Below are 16,955 nucleotides of genomic sequence, written 5' to 3' on the forward strand. Positions count from 1 at the left end.
ACGTATTATCACGAACAGAATAATGGGTGTTTTTTATAAGCGTTTAGGGCTGTTATGCAACAATGTAAGCGGGTAATGGGTTTGGCAATACGGTTAACTATCAGGGTGGACTCGTGAAGATTGTGCAGGATAAGCTCAGAAACAGGCAGGCGCTGCTGGTCTCGGGTCTGATTACTCTGATATTTACCTCGTTGTTCCTGTTTATCATTTACGAACAGCGGATGGCGACGGCAAACGAAGGGATTAACCGCCTGCAATCTCGCATGATGGACATTTTTAATGATAATGAACTTCTTTCCGATGCCATAGGTGAACGATACCACCACATCAGAAATGCCGGGCAATGTGGTGACATGTCGCAATTTGTTCCACGAAATGCGGAAGAATGGGGGATCAATGCCGATCGGGCCCGGATTCATTCGGCATCAGGAACCATTATCGCGAAACAAACCAGTCTCAAAGCGCTGTGTATGTACGCGGCGGCGGAGTTTATTCGAGGTCGGGTTAATGAACTGAATCCGGGCACCTTCGATGCGCACCGTTACATCATTGCCAAAGATGCTGATTATTTTTACTGGTTTATGCCTGCGGATGCGCGCAACTTTAATTTTTCTGATTCTGAGATGGCGAAGGATATATCCAGTTTTTTCTATCCACCGGTCGATTTTTATACCCGTCTGCTGCAAAAAAATGTCAAAAACAAAGCCCTCAGCTCAACGAATTTCTATGTTGATAAAATTACCGGAGAGAAGGCGTTTAGCGTAGTGAGTTATATCTACGATCTCTCGGGTAAAGAGGTCACAGACCATATCGTGGCGTATCTGGTCTATGATCATGCGAAACCAGAGCTTATAGAAGCGCTGGCAAACGCGTTTGAATATCAGATCCCACCGGGGCTTAACGTGGCGTTGGTGAACTTACTCGACCAGGAGAGCCTCTGCTTATCGGGGAAGTGTGATGGCGCCAAATACGCGGTCAGATATTTGTCAGAAAAGTATGCGCTGCATTATTCGATCTCACTGAGCCGTTTCATGGTGCGTGATACGCATGCCGGAATTGTTATTCTGCTGGCTCCCTTCTTCTTTATTATCATCAGCTTTTCGTTAAAGACATGGCTAAATGAGAGTGACCTCAAGGTGTATATCGACTCCCTGACCGGTTGTTTTAATCGCAAAATCCTCGACATTATCAGGCGGCGGGATTTATCACACTGCTCGGTCGTATTGCTGGATTGCAATAAATTTAAGGCCGTTAACGATACCTGGGGGCATGCCGCGGGCGATCGTGCCCTGCAAACTATTGCCAACCGAATGCTGTCTAACACCCGAACCAGTCACGATATTGTGATCCGCACCGGTGGGGACGAGTTTATGATCCTGCTGTTTCGCTCTCAGGCGAGTGACGCGGTTGCCATTGCTGAGCGGATTAGCGGGCAGGTTAATAACCACGTATTTGTGGTGGAGGGGCATACGGTGCCACTGTCAGTGTCATGGGGGATTGCAGAGGTGAAGGGCGAACTGGATACCGCAATCCAGAATGCGGATAACGAAATGTATAAAATGAAGCAGGCAAAAGGATAACCACCGCCAGAAGCGCTCTGGCGGTGGTTACAGATTACTGACGGGTAGCGGCTTTCATCGCGCTGACAAAGGTTTTCAGCTCCGACAGCATTTGCTCGGGGGCCGCAACGTTTTTCTCAATGATTTTGACAATTGCCGAGCCGGAAATTGCTCCGGCAGCGCCGGCCTCGAGTGCGCCCGTGACCTGTTCCGGCGCGGAGATGCCGAAGCCCTGTAAAGCAGGCGGTGCATTGTACTCTTTCAGTTTTTCCACCAGATGATGCAGCGGTAGCGCCGCACGGTTTTCTGCACCGGTGACGCCAGCACGTGACAGCAGATAGGTATAACCTCGACCATTGGCGGCAATCTGGCGCAACAGTTCGTCGTCGGCATTTGGCGGACAGATGAAAATAGGCGCAATGTTGTGACGCAATGCGGCCGCTCTGAACGGGGCGGACTCCTCAACCGGCACATCAGCCACTAATACAGAATCGACACCCACTTTTTCACACTGCGCGTAGAATTCGTCAATGCCCTTGTTGAACACCAGGTTGGCGTACATCAGCAGTCCAATAGGGATGGTGGGGTGTTTCTGGCGGATCAGCGCCAGCATTTCAAAACATTGTGACGGTGTCACGCCTGCGGCAAACGCACGTAAGGTCGCTTCCTGAATCGTCGGGCCGTCAGCCAGCGGGTCAGAGAACGGAATACCAAGCTCAAGCGCGTCAGCACCGGCCTCGATCAGCGTATCAATAATGTTCAGTGACTGCTCAACAGAAGGATCGCCGAGGGTGACGAAAGGGACAAAAGCGCCTTCCTTGCGGTCATTCAACTGGGTAAACAGGCTTGCATAACGTTCCATCAGATTTCCCCTCGCGCTTTCAGAATATCGTGTACGGTGAAAATGTCTTTGTCGCCGCGACCGGAGAGATTGACCACCAGTAACTGCTCTTTTTCCGGATCTTCACGCATCATTTTCAACGCGTGCGCCAGGGCATGAGATGACTCCAGCGCCGGGATAATTCCCTCATGGAGACAGAGTGTTTTAAAGGCTTCCAGCGCTTCATCATCGGTGATTGAGACATAGTCCGCGCGGCCAATACTGTTCAGGTAAGCATGCTGCGGCCCGACTGACGGGAAATCCAGCCCTGCAGAAACGGAATACGATTCTTCAATCTGCCCCTCTGCGGTTTGCATCATGGGGGATTTCATGCCGAAGTAAATGCCGACGCGACCATGCTTCAACGGCGCGCCGTGTTCACCGGATTCAATGCCGTGGCCTCCCGGCTCAACACCAATCAGTCCGACGCTGGTGTCGTTAATAAAATCAGCAAACATACCGATCGCGTTAGAACCTCCACCGACGCAGGCGATAACGGCATCCGGCAGGCGACCCTCTTTTTCCAGGATCTGCGCTTTAGTTTCTTCGCCGATCATACGCTGGAATTCGCGCACAATGGTGGGGTATGGATGCGGGCCGGCCGCCGTACCGAGCATATAGTGCGCGGTATCGTAGCTGCCAGACCAGTCACGCAGCGCTTCGTTGCAGGCATCTTTCAGCGTGGCGGAGCCGCTGTGTACCGGGATCACTTCGGCTCCCATCAGACGCATACGGAAAACGTTGGGTGACTGGCGTTCAACGTCTTTTGCACCCATATAAATGCGGCACTTCAGACCCAGCAGGGCGCTGGCAAGCGCTGACGCAACGCCGTGCTGTCCTGCACCGGTTTCAGCGATGATTTCTGTTTTCCCCATGCGTTTTGCCAGTAACGCCTGGCCCAGCACCTGGTTGGTTTTGTGCGCGCCGCCGTGCAGCAGATCTTCACGCTTGAGATACAGCGTGGTGTTGGTGCCAGCAGTAATGTTCTGGCATTTCGTCAGCGCAGTCGGGCGACCCGCATAGTTTTTCAGCAGATCGGTAAATTGCGCCTGAAACTCGGGATCTTTCTGCGCACTGACGAAGGCTTCTTCCAGTTGACGCAGCGCAGGCATCAGAATCTGTGGCACATACATGCCGCCAAATTCACCAAAATAGGGGTTGAGTAATGTTGTCATGTCCTTTTCCTTAATATGCGCGCAGTGTTTGAAAGACCGAAGCCAGAAGACGTGCATCTTTAATGCCCGGCTGCGACTCTACGCCAGAATTGAAATCGAGACCGGCACAGCCGGTTTTTGCCGCCTCAACGCAGTTATCTGCACCGAGTCCGCCAGCCAGTAGAACGTTATCCAGCACTTGTCCACCCAAAAGTGACCAGTCAAAACGTTGACCGCTACCGCCCAGGCCGTTGTCGAAAACGTATTTATCGATATGTTGATAATCACGAGCCGGCAGCGATTCGCCAACGCTCAACGCTTTCCAGATTTGCACCTGTTCCGGCAACGCAGCACGCAGCGTATCGACATAGTGCTGATCTTCGCTACCGTGAAGTTGCACCGCCGTCAGCGCCAGATTTTTAGCCGTGGCGCACACCGCATCGATTGCACTGTCACGAAACACGCCGATATACTGTAGCGGAGCGCCAGAGATGACTTCACGAGCTTGTTCAATACTGACGACGCGCGCAGACGTGGGGACAAAGATTAATCCGCCATAGATTGCGCCAGCTTCGTGTGCCGCTTTTGCATCTTGTGCGCGAGTCAGGCCGCACACTTTATTCTCGCCGAGCAGAACGCGACGTACTGCGGCATGCAGGTCGTCATGGGACATCAGCGCAGAGCCAATCAAAAAGCCATTGGCGAAGTGGCTAAGTTCACGGACCTGACCGTAGGTATTGATCCCGGATTCACTGATAACGGTCACGCCATGGCCCAGTCGCGGCGCCAGCTGGCGAGTGCGGTTCAGATCAATCGACAAGTCACGCAAATCACGGTTGTTGATGCCAACGACTTTTGCGCCAAGCGCGATCGCGCGTTCCAATTCCTCTTCGTTACTGACCTCGGTCAGTACGCCCATTTTCAGGCTATGCGCAACGGCAGAGAGCTGGCGATATTGTTCATCGTCTAATACCGACAGCATTAACAAACAGGCGTCGGCCTGGTAATAACGCGCCAGGTAAATCTGGTAAGGATCGATAATAAAGTCCTTACACAGAATCGGCTGTGGCGCGATGCGGCTCACGATAGGCAGGAAATCAAAGCTGCCCTGAAAATATTTTTCGTCGGTGAGCACGGAAATCGCGGAAGCATAATGTTTATAGACCCCTGCAATGTGCGCCGGATCGAAGTCATCGCGGATCACCCCTTTTGACGGGGAGGCTTTTTTACACTCCAGGATAAACGCGGTACGCGCACCCTGCAGGGCATCGTAGAAATGACGCGTGCTTGGCTGAACGTCATTCTGAAAGCTGGCCAGCGGTTGTTGCTGCTTGCGGGCTTCTACCCAAATCGCCTTGTCTGCGACAATTTTCGCTAAAACGGTTTGCATCATTTACCCTCTTGCTGCCAGTGCAGTGACACGGTCATAGGCCGCACCGCTGCGCAGTACATTAATCACAGTTTGCGCATTGGCTTTTAAATCTTCTTCACCGTGCAGACGCATTAACATGGCGACATTCGCGGCCACAGCAGCCTCGTGAGCGGCTTCACCTTTACCTTGTAGCAAGCGGCTGAGAATGTCACGGTTTTCTTCTGGCGTGCCGCCCGCCAGCTGTTCCTGGTGGTATGGCGTCAGGCCAAAGTCTTCTGCCGTCAACTGATAGCTCTTGATTTCACCGTCATGCAGCTCTGCCACAATGGTGGGCGCATGCAGCGAAACTTCATCCATTCCACCGCTGTGTACGACGGCGGCACGCTGGTACCCCAGCACGCGTAGCGTCTCGGCAATCGGCAATACCAGTTCCGGGCTGTAGACGCCGATGAGCGCCAACGGCGGATGCGCCGGGTTAATCAGCGGCCCAAGCACGTTAAACAGGGTGCGGGTTTTTAGCTGCTGGCGAACCGGCATCGCGTGACGAAAACCGGTGTGGTATTTCGGCGCAAACAGGAAGCAAACGCCCAGTTCATCAAGCGCCAGTCTGGATTTATCGGCATTCATATCCAGATTGATACCAAAGGCCGCCAACAGATCCGAAGAGCCCGATTTACTGGACACGCTGCGGTTGCCGTGTTTTGCCACTTTTAACCCACAGGCGGCGGCGACGAATGCGCTGGCCGTGGAAATATTGATACTATTGCTGCCGTCACCACCGGTGCCCACAATATCGGCGAACAGGTAGTCCGGGCGCGGGAACGGCGCGGCATTTTCCAGTAAAGCGGTAGCGGCACCGGCAATCTCATTCGGATGCTCGCCACGCACTTTCATACTCACCAGCGCGGCGGCCAGTTGTTCCGGCTTCAGTTCACCGCGTACCACCGCGGAGAACAACTGGTGACTCTCCTGCTGCGAGAGCGTTTGAGCCTGGTACAGTTTCTCCAGAATGGGCTGCAGGGTGTTGGTTTGCTCGAGTTTCTGTTGCGCCCAGGCCAGCGTTTGCTCCAGTAAACGCGCGCCCTGGGTGGTGAGAATTGACTCAGGGTGGAACTGGAAACCGCACACGCGGTCGGTGTCATGACGTACCGCCATCACCATGCCGTTAAAGTGGGCGTTAATGGTCAGCCCGGCCGGGACATTGCTGCCGACCAGTGAATGATAGCGCGCTACCGGCAGCGGATTTGCCAGACCGGCAAACATCGCCTGACCATCGTGTTCAATGCTGGAGGCTTTGCCGTGCAGGATTTCACCTGCCTGACCCACATAACCGCCATAGGCTTCAACAATCGCCTGGTGTCCAAGACAGATCCCAATGATGGGCAGTTTGCCGCGCAGACGGGTTAACAATTCCGGCATGCAGCCCGCTTCGCTCGGCGCACCGGGGCCAGGGGAGAGCATCAGTACTGGGTTTTTCATCGTCGCTAAGCGGTCAATTAACGTCTGTGCCGGAAGATGATTACGGTAAATGACGACGTTGTGACCGTTAGTCCGCAGCTGATCTGCCAGGTTATAGGTGAAAGAGTCGATGTTATCGAGCAGCAGAATGTCAGCCATTAGAAAGTCTCCTGTGCATGGTGCGCGGTAGCGATAGCACGCAGAACCGCACGTGCTTTATTACGGGTTTCATCGGCTTCAGACTGCGGAACAGAATCCAGCACAATCCCGGCACCAGCCTGCACGGTGGCAATACCGTCTTCCACCAGCGCGGAGCGGATCACAATGCAGGTGTCCAGATCGCCATGGGCGGTGAAGTAGCCTACTGCGCCGCCATAACTGCCACGGCGACGACCTTCAGCTTCTGCTATAAGCTGCATCGCACGCACTTTTGGCGCACCGCTCAGCGTGCCCATGTTCATGCAGGCGCGGTAAGCATGCAGTACGTCCAGATCGTTACGCAGTTCACCCACGACGCGGGAAACCAGGTGCATAACAAAGGAGTAGCGATCTACTTTGGTCAGGTCAGCAACGTAGCGACTGCCCGGCGTACAGATACGCGCCAGGTCGTTACGTGCCAGGTCAACCAACATCAGATGCTCAGACAGCTCTTTGTGATCGGTGCGCATTTCCAGTTCGATGCGGCTGTCGAGGTCACGATCCAGTGATCCGTCAGCACGACGACCACGCGGGCGGGTTCCGGCAATGGGGTAGATTTCAATCTGGCGGCTGGTGGCATCGTATTTCAGCGAACTTTCAGGGGACGCGCCGAACAGCGTGAAATCGTCATCCTGCATGAAAAACATGTACGGGCTGGGGTTGCTCTTCTTCAGCACGTAATAAGCCGCCAGCGGTGACGGGCAGGGAAGCGAAAAACGACGGGAAGGCACAACCTGAAAAATTTCACCGGCGCGAATGGCTTTTTGCAACCCACGGACAACGTGACCAAACTCTTCATCGCTCTGATTGCACTCGCAGCGCATATCCGGTACGTCAGTGACCGGCAGCGGCGGCGCAGGTTCGGTTAACTGTTGGGTCAGTTGCGCCAGACGCGCGTTCAGACGCTGTTTTTCGTCTGCGCTGGGCGTAAATACGCTGGCCTGGATACGGGTACTTTTTTTCTGATGGTCGATGACCATCAGCGTTTCTGCCAGATAAAAGCAGTAGTCAGGACAACGGTTACCCGCTTCAAGCTGGGGTAAATCCTCAAACCCGGCGACCAAATCGTAGGAGAACAACCCGCCAAAGAACATGGCTTCACGCTCTTGTGCCGGTACGTTGACCAGGTCCTGCAATAAACGGAACGCGTCAAACACGGACAGTGAACATAAGCGGGCATCTTCATCCAGCAGCGGGCTGACGGCAGGGAAACGCAGCTGACGGACGTTCGGTTGTTTCTCGTTCTCAACGCCTGCGGGAAGGACTGCGTCCAGCAGAGGTAGCAATGACGCACCGTTAGCCGATAACGCCTTAATTGTGACGGTGTCACCCAGTGCAGTAATGCGCAATGCGCTATCAACCAGCAGCAGGCTTTTCAGATCATCTTTGCTGTCGATATCGGCGGACTCCAGCAACAACGTTGCCGGGCGGGCGCCACAAACCTGGTGGAACAGCGCTGTCGGATTCTCACGATAGGCGGCATCGCAGGCCAGCAGTTCAAGTGTCGGTTTTTGTGTTTGCATCGTTATTCTCATTAATTTTGTTCAAAAAAAAGCCCGCTCATTTGGCGGGCCGGGTATCTGGTTGCATATTGCAGACGTAAGACACTGCCCGAAATCAGGAAGTGCGCCACCAACCGTGCAGTACAAATGTTGCTTTCATCTCAGATACCTTCTTCATGTGAACTTGCGTACTAGTTAACTAGTTCGGTGGAATAAAGTCAACACCTGATTTCAGTAAATTTGTCGAAACCGCTATGATGGGCGTGATACGACATTTATTGAAACGGGAGCCGCCTTGAGCGACACGAATTACGCAGTCATTTACGACCTGCACAGTCATACAACGGCGTCCGATGGACGATTGACGCCAGAAGCGTTGGTACACCGTGCGGTAGAGATGCGAGTCGGTACATTGGCGATCACCGATCATGACACCACGGCAGGCATTGCGGCGGCAAGAGAAGAAATTTCACGTTCGGGGTTGGCGCTAAACCTGATCTCTGGCGTTGAAATTTCAACGGTCTGGGAAAATCACGAGATCCATATTGTGGGTCTGAACATTGATATCGAACACCCATTAATGCGCGAATTTCTGGCAGAACAAACGGAACGTCGTCAGCAGCGTGCCCGGTTGATAGCTGAACGACTGGACAAAGCGCATATCCCGGGGGCGTGGGAAGGGGCTTTACGTCTGGCTGACGGCGGTGCCGTCACGCGTGGTCATTTTGCGCGCTTTCTGGTTGAAAGCGGAAAAGCCACCACGATAGCGGATGTCTTTAAAAAATACCTTGCCCGTGGGAAAACCGGTTACGTTCCGCCGCAGTGGTGTACAATAGAACAAGCTATTGATGTCATTCATCATTCTGGCGGTAAGGCGGTGCTGGCTCATCCTGGTCGGTACGATCTTAGCGCTAAGTGGCTGAAAAGACTGGTTGCACATTTTGCCGAACATCACGGCGACGCGATGGAAGTGGCGCAGTGTCAGCAGTCTCCCAATGAACGCACCCATCTGGCAACGCTTGCGCGTCAGCATCAGTTATGGGCATCACAAGGGTCTGATTTTCATCAGCCGTGCCCGTGGATTGAATTGGGTCGCAAACTCTGGTTGCCCGCAGGCGTTGAAGGCGTCTGGCAGCTTTGGGAACAGCCCGAGACTACAGAGAGGAAAGTATGAGCCAGTTTTTTTATATTCATCCTGATAACCCGCAGCAACGGCTAATCAATCAGGCCGTTGAAATTGTGCGTAAAGGTGGGGTGATCGTGTATCCAACCGACTCCGGCTATGCGCTTGGCTGCAAAATTGAAGATAAAGGCGCGATGGAGCGCATTTGTCGTATTCGTCATCTGCCGGATGGTCACAACTTTACGCTGATGTGCCGCGATCTTTCCGAGCTGTCTACCTATTCCTTCGTCGATAACGTTGCCTTTCGTTTAATTAAGAACAACACGCCGGGGAACTACACGTTCATCCTGAAAGGGACGAAAGAAGTGCCGCGCCGACTGCTGCAGGAAAAACGGAAAACCATCGGCCTGCGTGTACCGTCGAACCCGATTGCGCTGGCGTTGCTGGAGGCACTGGGCGAGCCAATGCTCTCCACCTCGCTGATGCTGCCTGGCAGTGAGTTTACCGAGTCCGACCCGGAAGAGATCAAAGATCGTCTGGAGAAGCAGGTTGATTTGATTATCCACGGCGGTTATCTCGGCCAGCAGCCGACTACGGTTATCGATTTGACCGATGATTCTCCGGTGGTCTTGCGTGAAGGCGTTGGCGACGTTAAACCTTTCTTATAAGGGCGCAACTCGTTATACTACGCGGCCTTAAAATGGCGCTGACTGGCGCCGTTGATTCTCCTGTTCGACGCCTGTGAAGGCGACACCTAAAGGAAGCTCTATGAGCGAAAAGTTACAAAAAGTGCTGGCACGCGCTGGCCACGGTTCTCGCCGTGAAATTGAATCGATTATTGCAGCAGGTCGCGTGAGCGTTGACGGCAAAATTGCCACGCTCGGCGATCGCGTTGACGTTACGCCGGGTCTGAAAATCCGTATCGACGGCCATCTGATTTCGGTAAAAGAATCTGCAGAGCAAATCTGTCGCGTTCTGGCGTATTACAAGCCGGAAGGTGAATTATGTACCCGTAACGACCCGGAAGGTCGTCCAACCGTCTTTGACCGCCTGCCAAAACTGCGTGATGCGCGCTGGATTGCTGTGGGGCGTCTGGACGTGAATACCTGTGGTTTACTGTTATTCACCACGGATGGCGAACTGGCAAACCGTCTGATGCACCCGAGCCGTGAAGTTGAACGTGAATATGCGGTACGCGTGTTTGGTCAGGTTGATGAAGCGAAATTGCGCGATCTGAGCCGCGGTGTTCAACTGGAAGATGGCCCGGCTGCGTTTAAAACGATCAAGTTCAGCGGTGGTGAAGGGATTAACCAGTGGTATAACGTCACGCTGACAGAAGGGCGCAATCGTGAAGTGCGTCGTTTATGGGAAGCGGTTGGCGTACAGGTTAGTCGCCTGATCCGTGTTCGCTACGGTGATATCCCGTTGCCGAAAGGCCTGCCACGTGGCGGCTGGACGGAACTTGACCTTGCGCAGACCAACTACCTGCGTGAACTGGTCGGGCTGCAGCCGGAAACGACATCGAAAGTGGCTGTTGAGAAAGACAGACGTCGTATGAAAGCGAATCAGATCCGTCGTGCGGTGAAACGTCATGCTCAGGTAGGCGGTAGCCGTCGTCCTGGCGGCCGTAATAACAACGGTTAATCTTGTTTGCAGGCCTGATAAGCGTAACGCTATCAGGCCATTGCGCGGTGCCTTATGGCGCCGCAGCGCCATCTCCCGGCTTTTTATCAGTAATCAATGCCCATCTGCGCTTTCACGCCTGCTTCAAAGGCATGCTTGACCGGACGCAGTTCACTGACCGTATCCGCTAATTCCAGAATATCGCGATGACATCCGCGGCCGGTAATAATGACCGTCTGATGCTCCGGGCGGGCGTTTAACGTGTTGATGACTTCTTCGAGTGGCAGATAGTCATACGCCACCATATACGTCAGTTCATCCAGCACCACCATATCCAGCGCTGCGTCGGCCAGCATCCGCTTTCCATGTTCCCAGACGGCCAGACAGGCTGCCGTATCTGCTTCACGGTTTTGCGTCTCCCAGGTAAACCCGGTCGCCATTACCTGAAACTCCACACCATGGGGTTCCAGTAGATTTCGCTCGCCATTTGGCCAGGTGCCTTTAATAAATTGCACTACACCCACTTTTTTACCGTGACCGACGGCGCGTGTCGCTGTGCCGAACGCAGCGGTGGTTTTCCCCTTACCATTACCGGTAAAGACGATGATAATGCCACGCTCGTCCTTTGCCGCGGCAACGCGTGCGTCAACCCGGTCTTTTACACGCTGCTGGCGCTGTTGATAGCGTTCTTCACTCATGAGGCAATTCCTGGTTTGCGGCCCGGTTGGGCATCGAAGGTCATACCGGTTTTCCGGCGACTGTCATCGCCCATCAGCCACAGATAAAGCGGCATAATGTCGGCGGGCGTTTTTAATTTCTGCGGATCTTCTGTCGGGAATGCGTTGGCACGCATACTGGTACGTGTACCGCCCGGGTTGATACAGTTTACGCGCAGATGACGGTTCTGATACTCATCTGCCAGTACCTGCATCATCCCCTCGGTCGCAAATTTTGAGGCCGCATAGGCGCCCCAATTGGCCCGACCCTGGCGGCCCACGCTGGAGGAGGTGAAGACCAGCGAGCCGGAATCAGACTTAAGTAGTAAAGGAAGCAGCGCCTGGGTCAACATAAAGGTGGCATTCACATTAACCTGCATCACGTCCTGCCAGACCTGCGGGTTTTGCTCACTCATGGGACCGATATCACCCAGCAATCCGGCATTATGCAGAACGCCATCCAGACGCGGGTAATGGGCGTCGATACGCTGCGCCAGGTGGTGGCATTCTTCAGAGGTGCAGGTGAGCAGATCCAGCGTAAACCACTGTGGCTGTGTACCCCTTTCATCGTTGATGGTCCGGGCAACCTGACGAAGTTTCTCTTCATTACGACCCAGCAGAATCACGGTTGCGCCGTAGCGCGCATAGGTAAGTGCGGCTTCACGTCCGATGCCATCACTGGCACCGGTGACCAGAATAATACGATCCTGCAACAGGTCTTGTTTAGGTTGGTAATGCACGGCTACTCCTCGGTAACGCTCTGACCATTCCGTTCGCGATAACTTTCGGCTTTATGCCTTAAAGCCTGCTCTTTTTCAATCAGCCAAAGGTAATAACACCGCAAAATGAACGCTTTGTCATGCTTTTTGCTGATTCTATTCCAGAATGGATCAAGCAAGACGGGCACACACGCCTGTTGTACACTGAGCGAAAGTAGCGTTGTTTAACCAAGGTGGGTCTCGTGGAATTGTTGTCTGAATATGGGTTGTTTTTGGCAAAAATTGTCACTGTGGTGGTCGCGATTGCGGTCATTGTCATGCTGATTGTGAATGCGACTCAACGCAAGCGTCAGCGCGGGGAGTTACGGGTCATTAATCTCAGTGACCAATATAAAGAAATGAAGGAAGACCTGTCGATAGCCCTGCTGGATGGACATCAACAAAAGCTGTGGCATAAAGCACAGAAAAAAAAGCACAAGCAGGAAGCGAAGGCTGCCAAAGCAAAAGCGAAGCTGGGAGAAAGTGCATCATCGGATAAGCCTCGCGTCTGGGTGCTTGATTTTAAAGGCAGTATGGATGCCCATGAGGTCAGCGCATTACGTGAAGAGGTGACTGCCGTTCTGGCGGTCGTCAAACCGCAGGATCAGGTTGTTGTGCGTCTGGAAAGCCCTGGCGGCGTGGTGCATGGTTATGGACTGGCGGCATCGCAATTGCAGCGTTTGCGCGATAAGCAAATCCCGTTGACGGTTACTGTGGACAAAGTCGCCGCGAGTGGTGGATATATGATGGCCTGTGTGGCAGATAAAATTGTCTCCGCACCGTTTGCTATTGTTGGCTCGATCGGCGTGGTTGCCCAGATCCCCAACTTTAACCGTTTCCTGAAAGACAAACATATTGATATCGAACTGCACACCGCCGGACAGTACAAACGTACGCTGACGTTACTCGGAGAGAACACCGAAGAAGGCCGGCAGAAGTTCCGTGAAGATCTGAACGAAACCCATCATCTGTTTAAAGATTTTGTTCATCGCATGCGTCCGACGCTGGACATAGAACAGGTTGCTACCGGTGAACACTGGTTCGGCCAACAGGCGCTGGAAAATGGCCTGGTCGATGAGATCAATACCAGCGATGAAGTGATTCTGGGACTGATGGAAGGGCGTGAAGTACTTAACGTACGCTATATGCAGCGCAAAAAACTGATGGACCGATTCACTGGCAGTGCGGCTGAAAGCGCCGATCGCTTACTGCTGCGCTGGTGGCAAAGAGGGCAAAAGCCGCTGATGTAATCCATTGCGCGGCAAAGGATAAGACAAAAACGCGAGGCCTGAGCCTCGCGTTTTGTTTTTAATCGATCAGGTGATACTTCTCAGAGAGTACATGCGCTAAATGTTTAAACATATTAAACACCGCAGTACTTTTGGGCGTCGGCAGCCCTTGTTCGTCTAAAAAGTAATCTCCGCTGAAAACCAGCACGCCATTTCGCTGCGTAACGCCGGTGGCGACAATCCCCGCCAGCGTGTCCTCATGCTCACGAATGATTTTGTTGGCTTCAATCAGCAGTGTTTCGCGATCGATGGGTTGAGTGTCTTTATGCATTATTTACTCCTTAAACAAGGACATTAGTCTACGCTGAGCCCGGCTTATGGGCAAATATTCCCTGATAAAAACGAAGGTCTTACGACAGCGTTGCCACTGGCGAGATTTGTTTTTGCATGCTAATAAAGTTGCGTAACGCATTTTATCAGGTACAGTGTGACGCTTTCGTCAATCTGGCAACAGATTTGCTTGACATTCGACCAACACTCCGTCGTGCCATAGCATTTGCGTGCAGAAAAGCCTGTTAACTCAGCGACATGAGAGTTACAGTACGAGCGCGCAATCCGTTTAAGGTGTTGATATCCACCGACACAGAGACCCAATCGATGTCTCGTCGCCAGTGGAAGGTGAACAACGTGCGACGCATTCCTGGAAGAATCAAATTAGGTAAAGGTGAATATGGGTAAAGCTCTTGTCATCGTTGAGTCCCCGGCAAAAGCCAAAACGATCAACAAGTATCTGGGTAGTGACTACGTGGTGAAATCCAGCGTCGGTCATATCCGTGATTTGCCGACCAGTGGCTCAGCAACTAAAAAGAGCGCCGACTCAACCTCCACCAAAACGGCTAAAAAGCCCAAAAAGGATGAACGTGGCGCTCTCGTCAACCGTATGGGGGTTGACCCGTGGCACAACTGGGACGCGCGTTATGAAGTGCTGCCCGGTAAAGAGAAGGTTGTCTCTGAACTGAAACAGTTGGCTGAAAAAGCCGACCACATCTATCTCGCAACTGACCTTGACCGCGAAGGGGAAGCCATTGCATGGCACCTGCGGGAAGTGATCGGGGGCGATGACACCCGCTACAGTCGCGTGGTGTTTAACGAAATTACTAAAAACGCGATTCGCCAGGCGTTTGAAAAGCCAGGCGAGCTGAATATCGACCGCGTTAATGCGCAACAGGCGCGCCGCTTTATGGACCGCGTAGTGGGCTATATGGTGTCCCCGCTGTTGTGGAAAAAAATTGCGCGTGGTCTTTCTGCGGGGCGTGTACAGTCGGTTGCTGTGCGTCTGGTCGTTGAGCGTGAGCGTGAAATCAAGGCATTCGTGCCTGAAGAGTTCTGGGAAGTTAATGCCAGCACCACGACGCCATCCGGTGATGCGTTGCCGCTGGAAGTGACGCATCAGAACGATAAACCGTTCCGTCCGGTCAACCGCGAACAAACGCTTGCCGCAGTAAGCTTGTTGGAGAAAGCGCGTTATAGCGTGCTGGAACGTGAAGATAAGCCCACCAGTAGCAAACCGGGTGCGCCGTTCATCACTTCCACGCTGCAACAGGCTGCCAGCACGCGTCTGGGCTTCGGTGTGAAGAAAACCATGATGATGGCGCAGCGCTTGTATGAAGCGGGCTACATCACCTATATGCGTACTGACTCAACGAATCTGAGCCAGGATGCGGTTTCGATGGTTCGTGATTACATCAGCGATAATTTTGGCAAAAAATACTTGCCGGAAAACGCAAACCAGTACGCCAGCAAAGAGAACTCACAGGAAGCGCACGAAGCCATCCGTCCTTCAGATGTCTCCGTTCAGGCAGAATCACTGAAAGATATGGAAGCTGATGCGCAAAAACTGTATCAGCTGATCTGGCGTCAGTTTGTGGCCTGCCAGATGACCCCGGCTAAATATGACTCCACCACGCTGACCGTGGGTGCAGGTGAGTTCCGCCTGAAAGCGCGTGGTCGTATTCTGCGCTTTGATGGTTGGACGAAAGTGATGCCAGCCCTGCGTAAGGGCGATGAAGATCGTATTTTACCGGTTGTGGATAAAGGTGATGCACTGACGTTAGTCGAACTGACGCCTGCACAGCACTTTACCAAGCCGCCGGCGCGTTTCAGTGAAGCCTCGCTGGTAAAAGAGCTTGAAAAACGTGGGATTGGTCGTCCGTCCACGTATGCATCGATCATTTCTACGATTCAGGATCGTGGCTATGTCCGTGTTGAGAACCGTCGTTTCTACGCTGAAAAAATGGGCGAGATCGTCACCGATCGTCTGGAAGAAAACTTCCGCGAATTGATGAATTACGATTTCACCGCGCAGATGGAAAACAGTCTCGACCAGGTGGCGAATCACGAAGCCGAGTGGAAAGGCGTACTCGACAACTTCTTCAGTGATTTTACTCAGCAACTGGATAAAGCCGAGAAAGATCCTGAAGAGGGCGGCATGCGTCCGAACCAGATGGTGCTGACCAGCATCGATTGCCCGACATGCGGTCGTAAGATGGGTATTCGTACTGCCAGTACCGGCGTTTTCCTGGGATGTTCCGGTTATGCGCTTTCACCGAAAGAGCGCTGCAAAACCACCATTAATCTGGTGCCGGAAAACGAAGTGCTGAACGTGCTGGAAGGCGACGATGCGGAAACCAACGCGTTGCGTGCTAAGCGTCGCTGCCAGAAGTGTGGCACGGCGATGGACAGCTACCTCATCGATCCTAAACGTAAACTGCATGTCTGTGGTAACAACCCGACCTGCGATGGTTACGAAATCGAAGAGGGCGAGTTCCGCATCAAAGGTTACGATGGTCCTATCGTAGAGTGTGAGAAATGTGGTTCAGAAATGCACCTGAAAATGGGGCGTTTCGGTAAGTACATGGCTTGTACGAACGACGAGTGTAAAAACACCCGTAAGATCCTGCGTAACGGTGAAGTCGCGCCGCCGAAAGAAGATCCGGTTCCGTTACCGGAGCTGCCATGCGAGAAATCGGATGCGTATTTTGTGTTACGTGATGGCGCAGCAGGTATCTTCCTGGCCGCTAACACGTTCCCGAAATCACGTGAGACCCGTGCGCCGTTAGTGGAAGAGTTATATCGCTTCCGCGATCGTCTGCCGGAAAAACTGCGTTACCTGGCTGACGCACCGCAGACCGATCCCGATGGCAATAAATCAATGGTTCGCTTTAGCCGTAAAACTAAGCAGCAGTATGTTGCTGCGGAGAAAGACGGTAAAGCGACCGGATGGTCTGCCTTTTTCGTGGATGGTAAATGGGTAGAAGGTAAGAAATAACAGCCTGTCAGCTGTATTTCACCTGAAAGGGTCGCGCAAGCGGCCCTTTTTTATT

General features: G+C 53.1%; 15 protein-coding genes and 1 other annotated feature. Of the genes, 6 read left to right on the plus strand and 9 right to left on the minus strand.

All coding sequences use genetic code 11. The features are described 5' to 3' along the window. Positions 1-113: 113 nt before the first annotated feature. Positions 114-1,580: a GGDEF domain-containing protein gene (locus tag N7268_RS20535; RefSeq protein WP_260864255.1), complete on the plus strand. Its 1,467-nt coding sequence runs from the start codon at positions 114-116 to the stop codon at positions 1,578-1,580. Between the two features lie 34 nt (positions 1,581-1,614). Here the strand turns inward: N7268_RS20535 and trpA are convergent, their stop codons facing one another. From trpA to trpL, 6 genes are all read right to left on the minus strand, one after another. Beyond that, entirely contained in the window at positions 1,615-2,421 is an 807-nt protein-coding gene (gene trpA, locus N7268_RS20540) for a tryptophan synthase subunit alpha (protein WP_260864256.1), read from the minus strand. After that, complete coding sequence (gene trpB / locus N7268_RS20545; protein ID WP_260864257.1) at positions 2,421-3,614, minus strand: tryptophan synthase subunit beta; 1,194 nt, start codon at positions 3,612-3,614, stop codon at positions 2,421-2,423. The genes trpA and trpB overlap by 1 nt, the downstream gene beginning before the upstream one ends. 10 nt (positions 3,615-3,624) lie before the next feature. Further along, positions 3,625-4,983: a bifunctional indole-3-glycerol-phosphate synthase TrpC/phosphoribosylanthranilate isomerase TrpF gene (trpCF, locus tag N7268_RS20550; protein WP_260864258.1), complete on the minus strand. Its 1,359-nt coding sequence runs from the start codon at positions 4,981-4,983 to the stop codon at positions 3,625-3,627. A 3-nt stretch (positions 4,984-4,986) separates the two neighbouring features. Next, positions 4,987-6,582, minus strand: a complete 1,596-nt coding sequence (trpD, locus tag N7268_RS20555; RefSeq protein WP_198904036.1) for a bifunctional anthranilate synthase glutamate amidotransferase component TrpG/anthranilate phosphoribosyltransferase TrpD — start codon at positions 6,580-6,582, stop codon at positions 4,987-4,989. After that, positions 6,582-8,144: an anthranilate synthase component I gene (trpE, locus tag N7268_RS20560; RefSeq protein WP_198904037.1), complete on the minus strand. Its 1,563-nt coding sequence runs from the start codon at positions 8,142-8,144 to the stop codon at positions 6,582-6,584. The genes trpD and trpE overlap by 1 nt, the downstream gene beginning before the upstream one ends. 23 nt (positions 8,145-8,167) lie before the next feature. Next, positions 8,168-8,262: a sequence feature (Trp leader region), on the minus strand. Further along, positions 8,239-8,283, minus strand: a complete 45-nt coding sequence (gene trpL / locus N7268_RS20565; RefSeq protein ID WP_012905981.1) for a trp operon leader peptide — start codon at positions 8,281-8,283, stop codon at positions 8,239-8,241. Its footprint overlaps the feature before it by 24 nt. Positions 8,284-8,418: 135 nt before the next feature. Here trpL and rnm point away from each other — a divergent pair, with 135 nt between their 5' ends. The 3 genes from rnm to rluB all read left to right on the plus strand — a co-directional run bounded on the left by rnm (position 8,419) and on the right by rluB (position 10,890). After that, entirely contained in the window at positions 8,419-9,297 is an 879-nt protein-coding gene (gene rnm, locus N7268_RS20570; RefSeq protein ID WP_260864259.1) for an RNase RNM, read from the plus strand. Next, positions 9,294-9,914: an L-threonylcarbamoyladenylate synthase gene (locus N7268_RS20575; RefSeq protein ID WP_096756817.1), complete on the plus strand. Its 621-nt coding sequence runs from the start codon at positions 9,294-9,296 to the stop codon at positions 9,912-9,914. The genes rnm and N7268_RS20575 overlap by 4 nt, the downstream gene beginning before the upstream one ends. Positions 9,915-10,014: 100 nt before the next feature. Then, complete coding sequence (gene rluB, locus N7268_RS20580) at positions 10,015-10,890, plus strand: 23S rRNA pseudouridine(2605) synthase RluB (protein WP_260864260.1); 876 nt, start codon at positions 10,015-10,017, stop codon at positions 10,888-10,890. An 86-nt stretch (positions 10,891-10,976) separates the two neighbouring features. On the opposite strand, the gene cobO is transcribed toward rluB, so the two are convergent. Then, positions 10,977-11,567: a cob(I)yrinic acid a,c-diamide adenosyltransferase gene (cobO, locus tag N7268_RS20585; RefSeq protein ID WP_260864261.1), complete on the minus strand. Its 591-nt coding sequence runs from the start codon at positions 11,565-11,567 to the stop codon at positions 10,977-10,979. Further along, a complete protein-coding gene (locus N7268_RS20590; RefSeq protein WP_260864262.1) occupies positions 11,564-12,325 on the minus strand; it encodes a YciK family oxidoreductase in 762 nt (253 codons plus the stop codon). Before N7268_RS20590 ends, cobO begins: the two co-directional genes overlap by 4 nt. A gap of 221 nt (positions 12,326-12,546) precedes the next feature. Here N7268_RS20590 and sohB point away from each other — a divergent pair, with 221 nt between their 5' ends. Next, on the plus strand, positions 12,547-13,593 hold the full coding sequence (sohB, locus tag N7268_RS20595) for a protease SohB (RefSeq protein ID WP_260864263.1): 1,047 nt from the start codon (positions 12,547-12,549) through the stop codon (positions 13,591-13,593). Between the two features lie 58 nt (positions 13,594-13,651). Here sohB and N7268_RS20600 read toward each other — a convergent pair whose 3' ends face one another. After that, entirely contained in the window at positions 13,652-13,903 is a 252-nt protein-coding gene (locus tag N7268_RS20600) for a YciN family protein (protein WP_003020616.1), read from the minus strand. 399 nt (positions 13,904-14,302) lie between these two features. On the opposite strand from N7268_RS20600, the gene topA reads away from it, so the two are divergent. Then, on the plus strand, positions 14,303-16,900 hold the full coding sequence (gene topA, locus N7268_RS20605) for a type I DNA topoisomerase (protein ID WP_260864264.1): 2,598 nt from the start codon (positions 14,303-14,305) through the stop codon (positions 16,898-16,900). Positions 16,901-16,955: the final 55 nt, after the last annotated feature.

Origin of the sequence: Citrobacter sp. Marseille-Q6884, assembly GCF_945906775.1 — a bacterium.
Classification (GTDB): Bacteria; Pseudomonadota; Gammaproteobacteria; order Enterobacterales; family Enterobacteriaceae; genus Citrobacter.

Bases quoted from the DNA above. Each gene is read 5' to 3' on its own strand.
- trpA (WP_260864256.1), bottom strand. From the start codon at position 2,421: ATGGAACGTTATGCAAGCCTGTTTACCCAGTTGAATGACCGCAAGGAA.
- trpB (WP_260864257.1), bottom strand. From the start codon at position 3,614: ATGACAACATTACTCAACCCCTATTTTGGTGAATTTGGCGGCATGTAT.
- trpCF (WP_260864258.1), bottom strand. From the start codon at position 4,983: ATGCAAACCGTTTTAGCGAAAATTGTCGCAGACAAGGCGATTTGGGTA.
- trpD (WP_198904036.1), bottom strand. From the start codon at position 6,582: ATGGCTGACATTCTGCTGCTCGATAACATCGACTCTTTCACCTATAAC.
- trpE (WP_198904037.1), bottom strand. From the start codon at position 8,144: ATGCAAACACAAAAACCGACACTTGAACTGCTGGCCTGCGATGCCGCC.
- N7268_RS20575 (WP_096756817.1), top strand. From the start codon at position 9,294: ATGAGCCAGTTTTTTTATATTCATCCTGATAACCCGCAGCAACGGCTA.
- rluB (WP_260864260.1), top strand. From the start codon at position 10,015: ATGAGCGAAAAGTTACAAAAAGTGCTGGCACGCGCTGGCCACGGTTCT.
- cobO (WP_260864261.1), bottom strand. From the start codon at position 11,567: ATGAGTGAAGAACGCTATCAACAGCGCCAGCAGCGTGTAAAAGACCGG.
- N7268_RS20600 (WP_003020616.1), bottom strand. From the start codon at position 13,903: ATGCATAAAGACACTCAACCCATCGATCGCGAAACACTGCTGATTGAA.
- topA (WP_260864264.1), top strand. From the start codon at position 14,303: ATGGGTAAAGCTCTTGTCATCGTTGAGTCCCCGGCAAAAGCCAAAACG.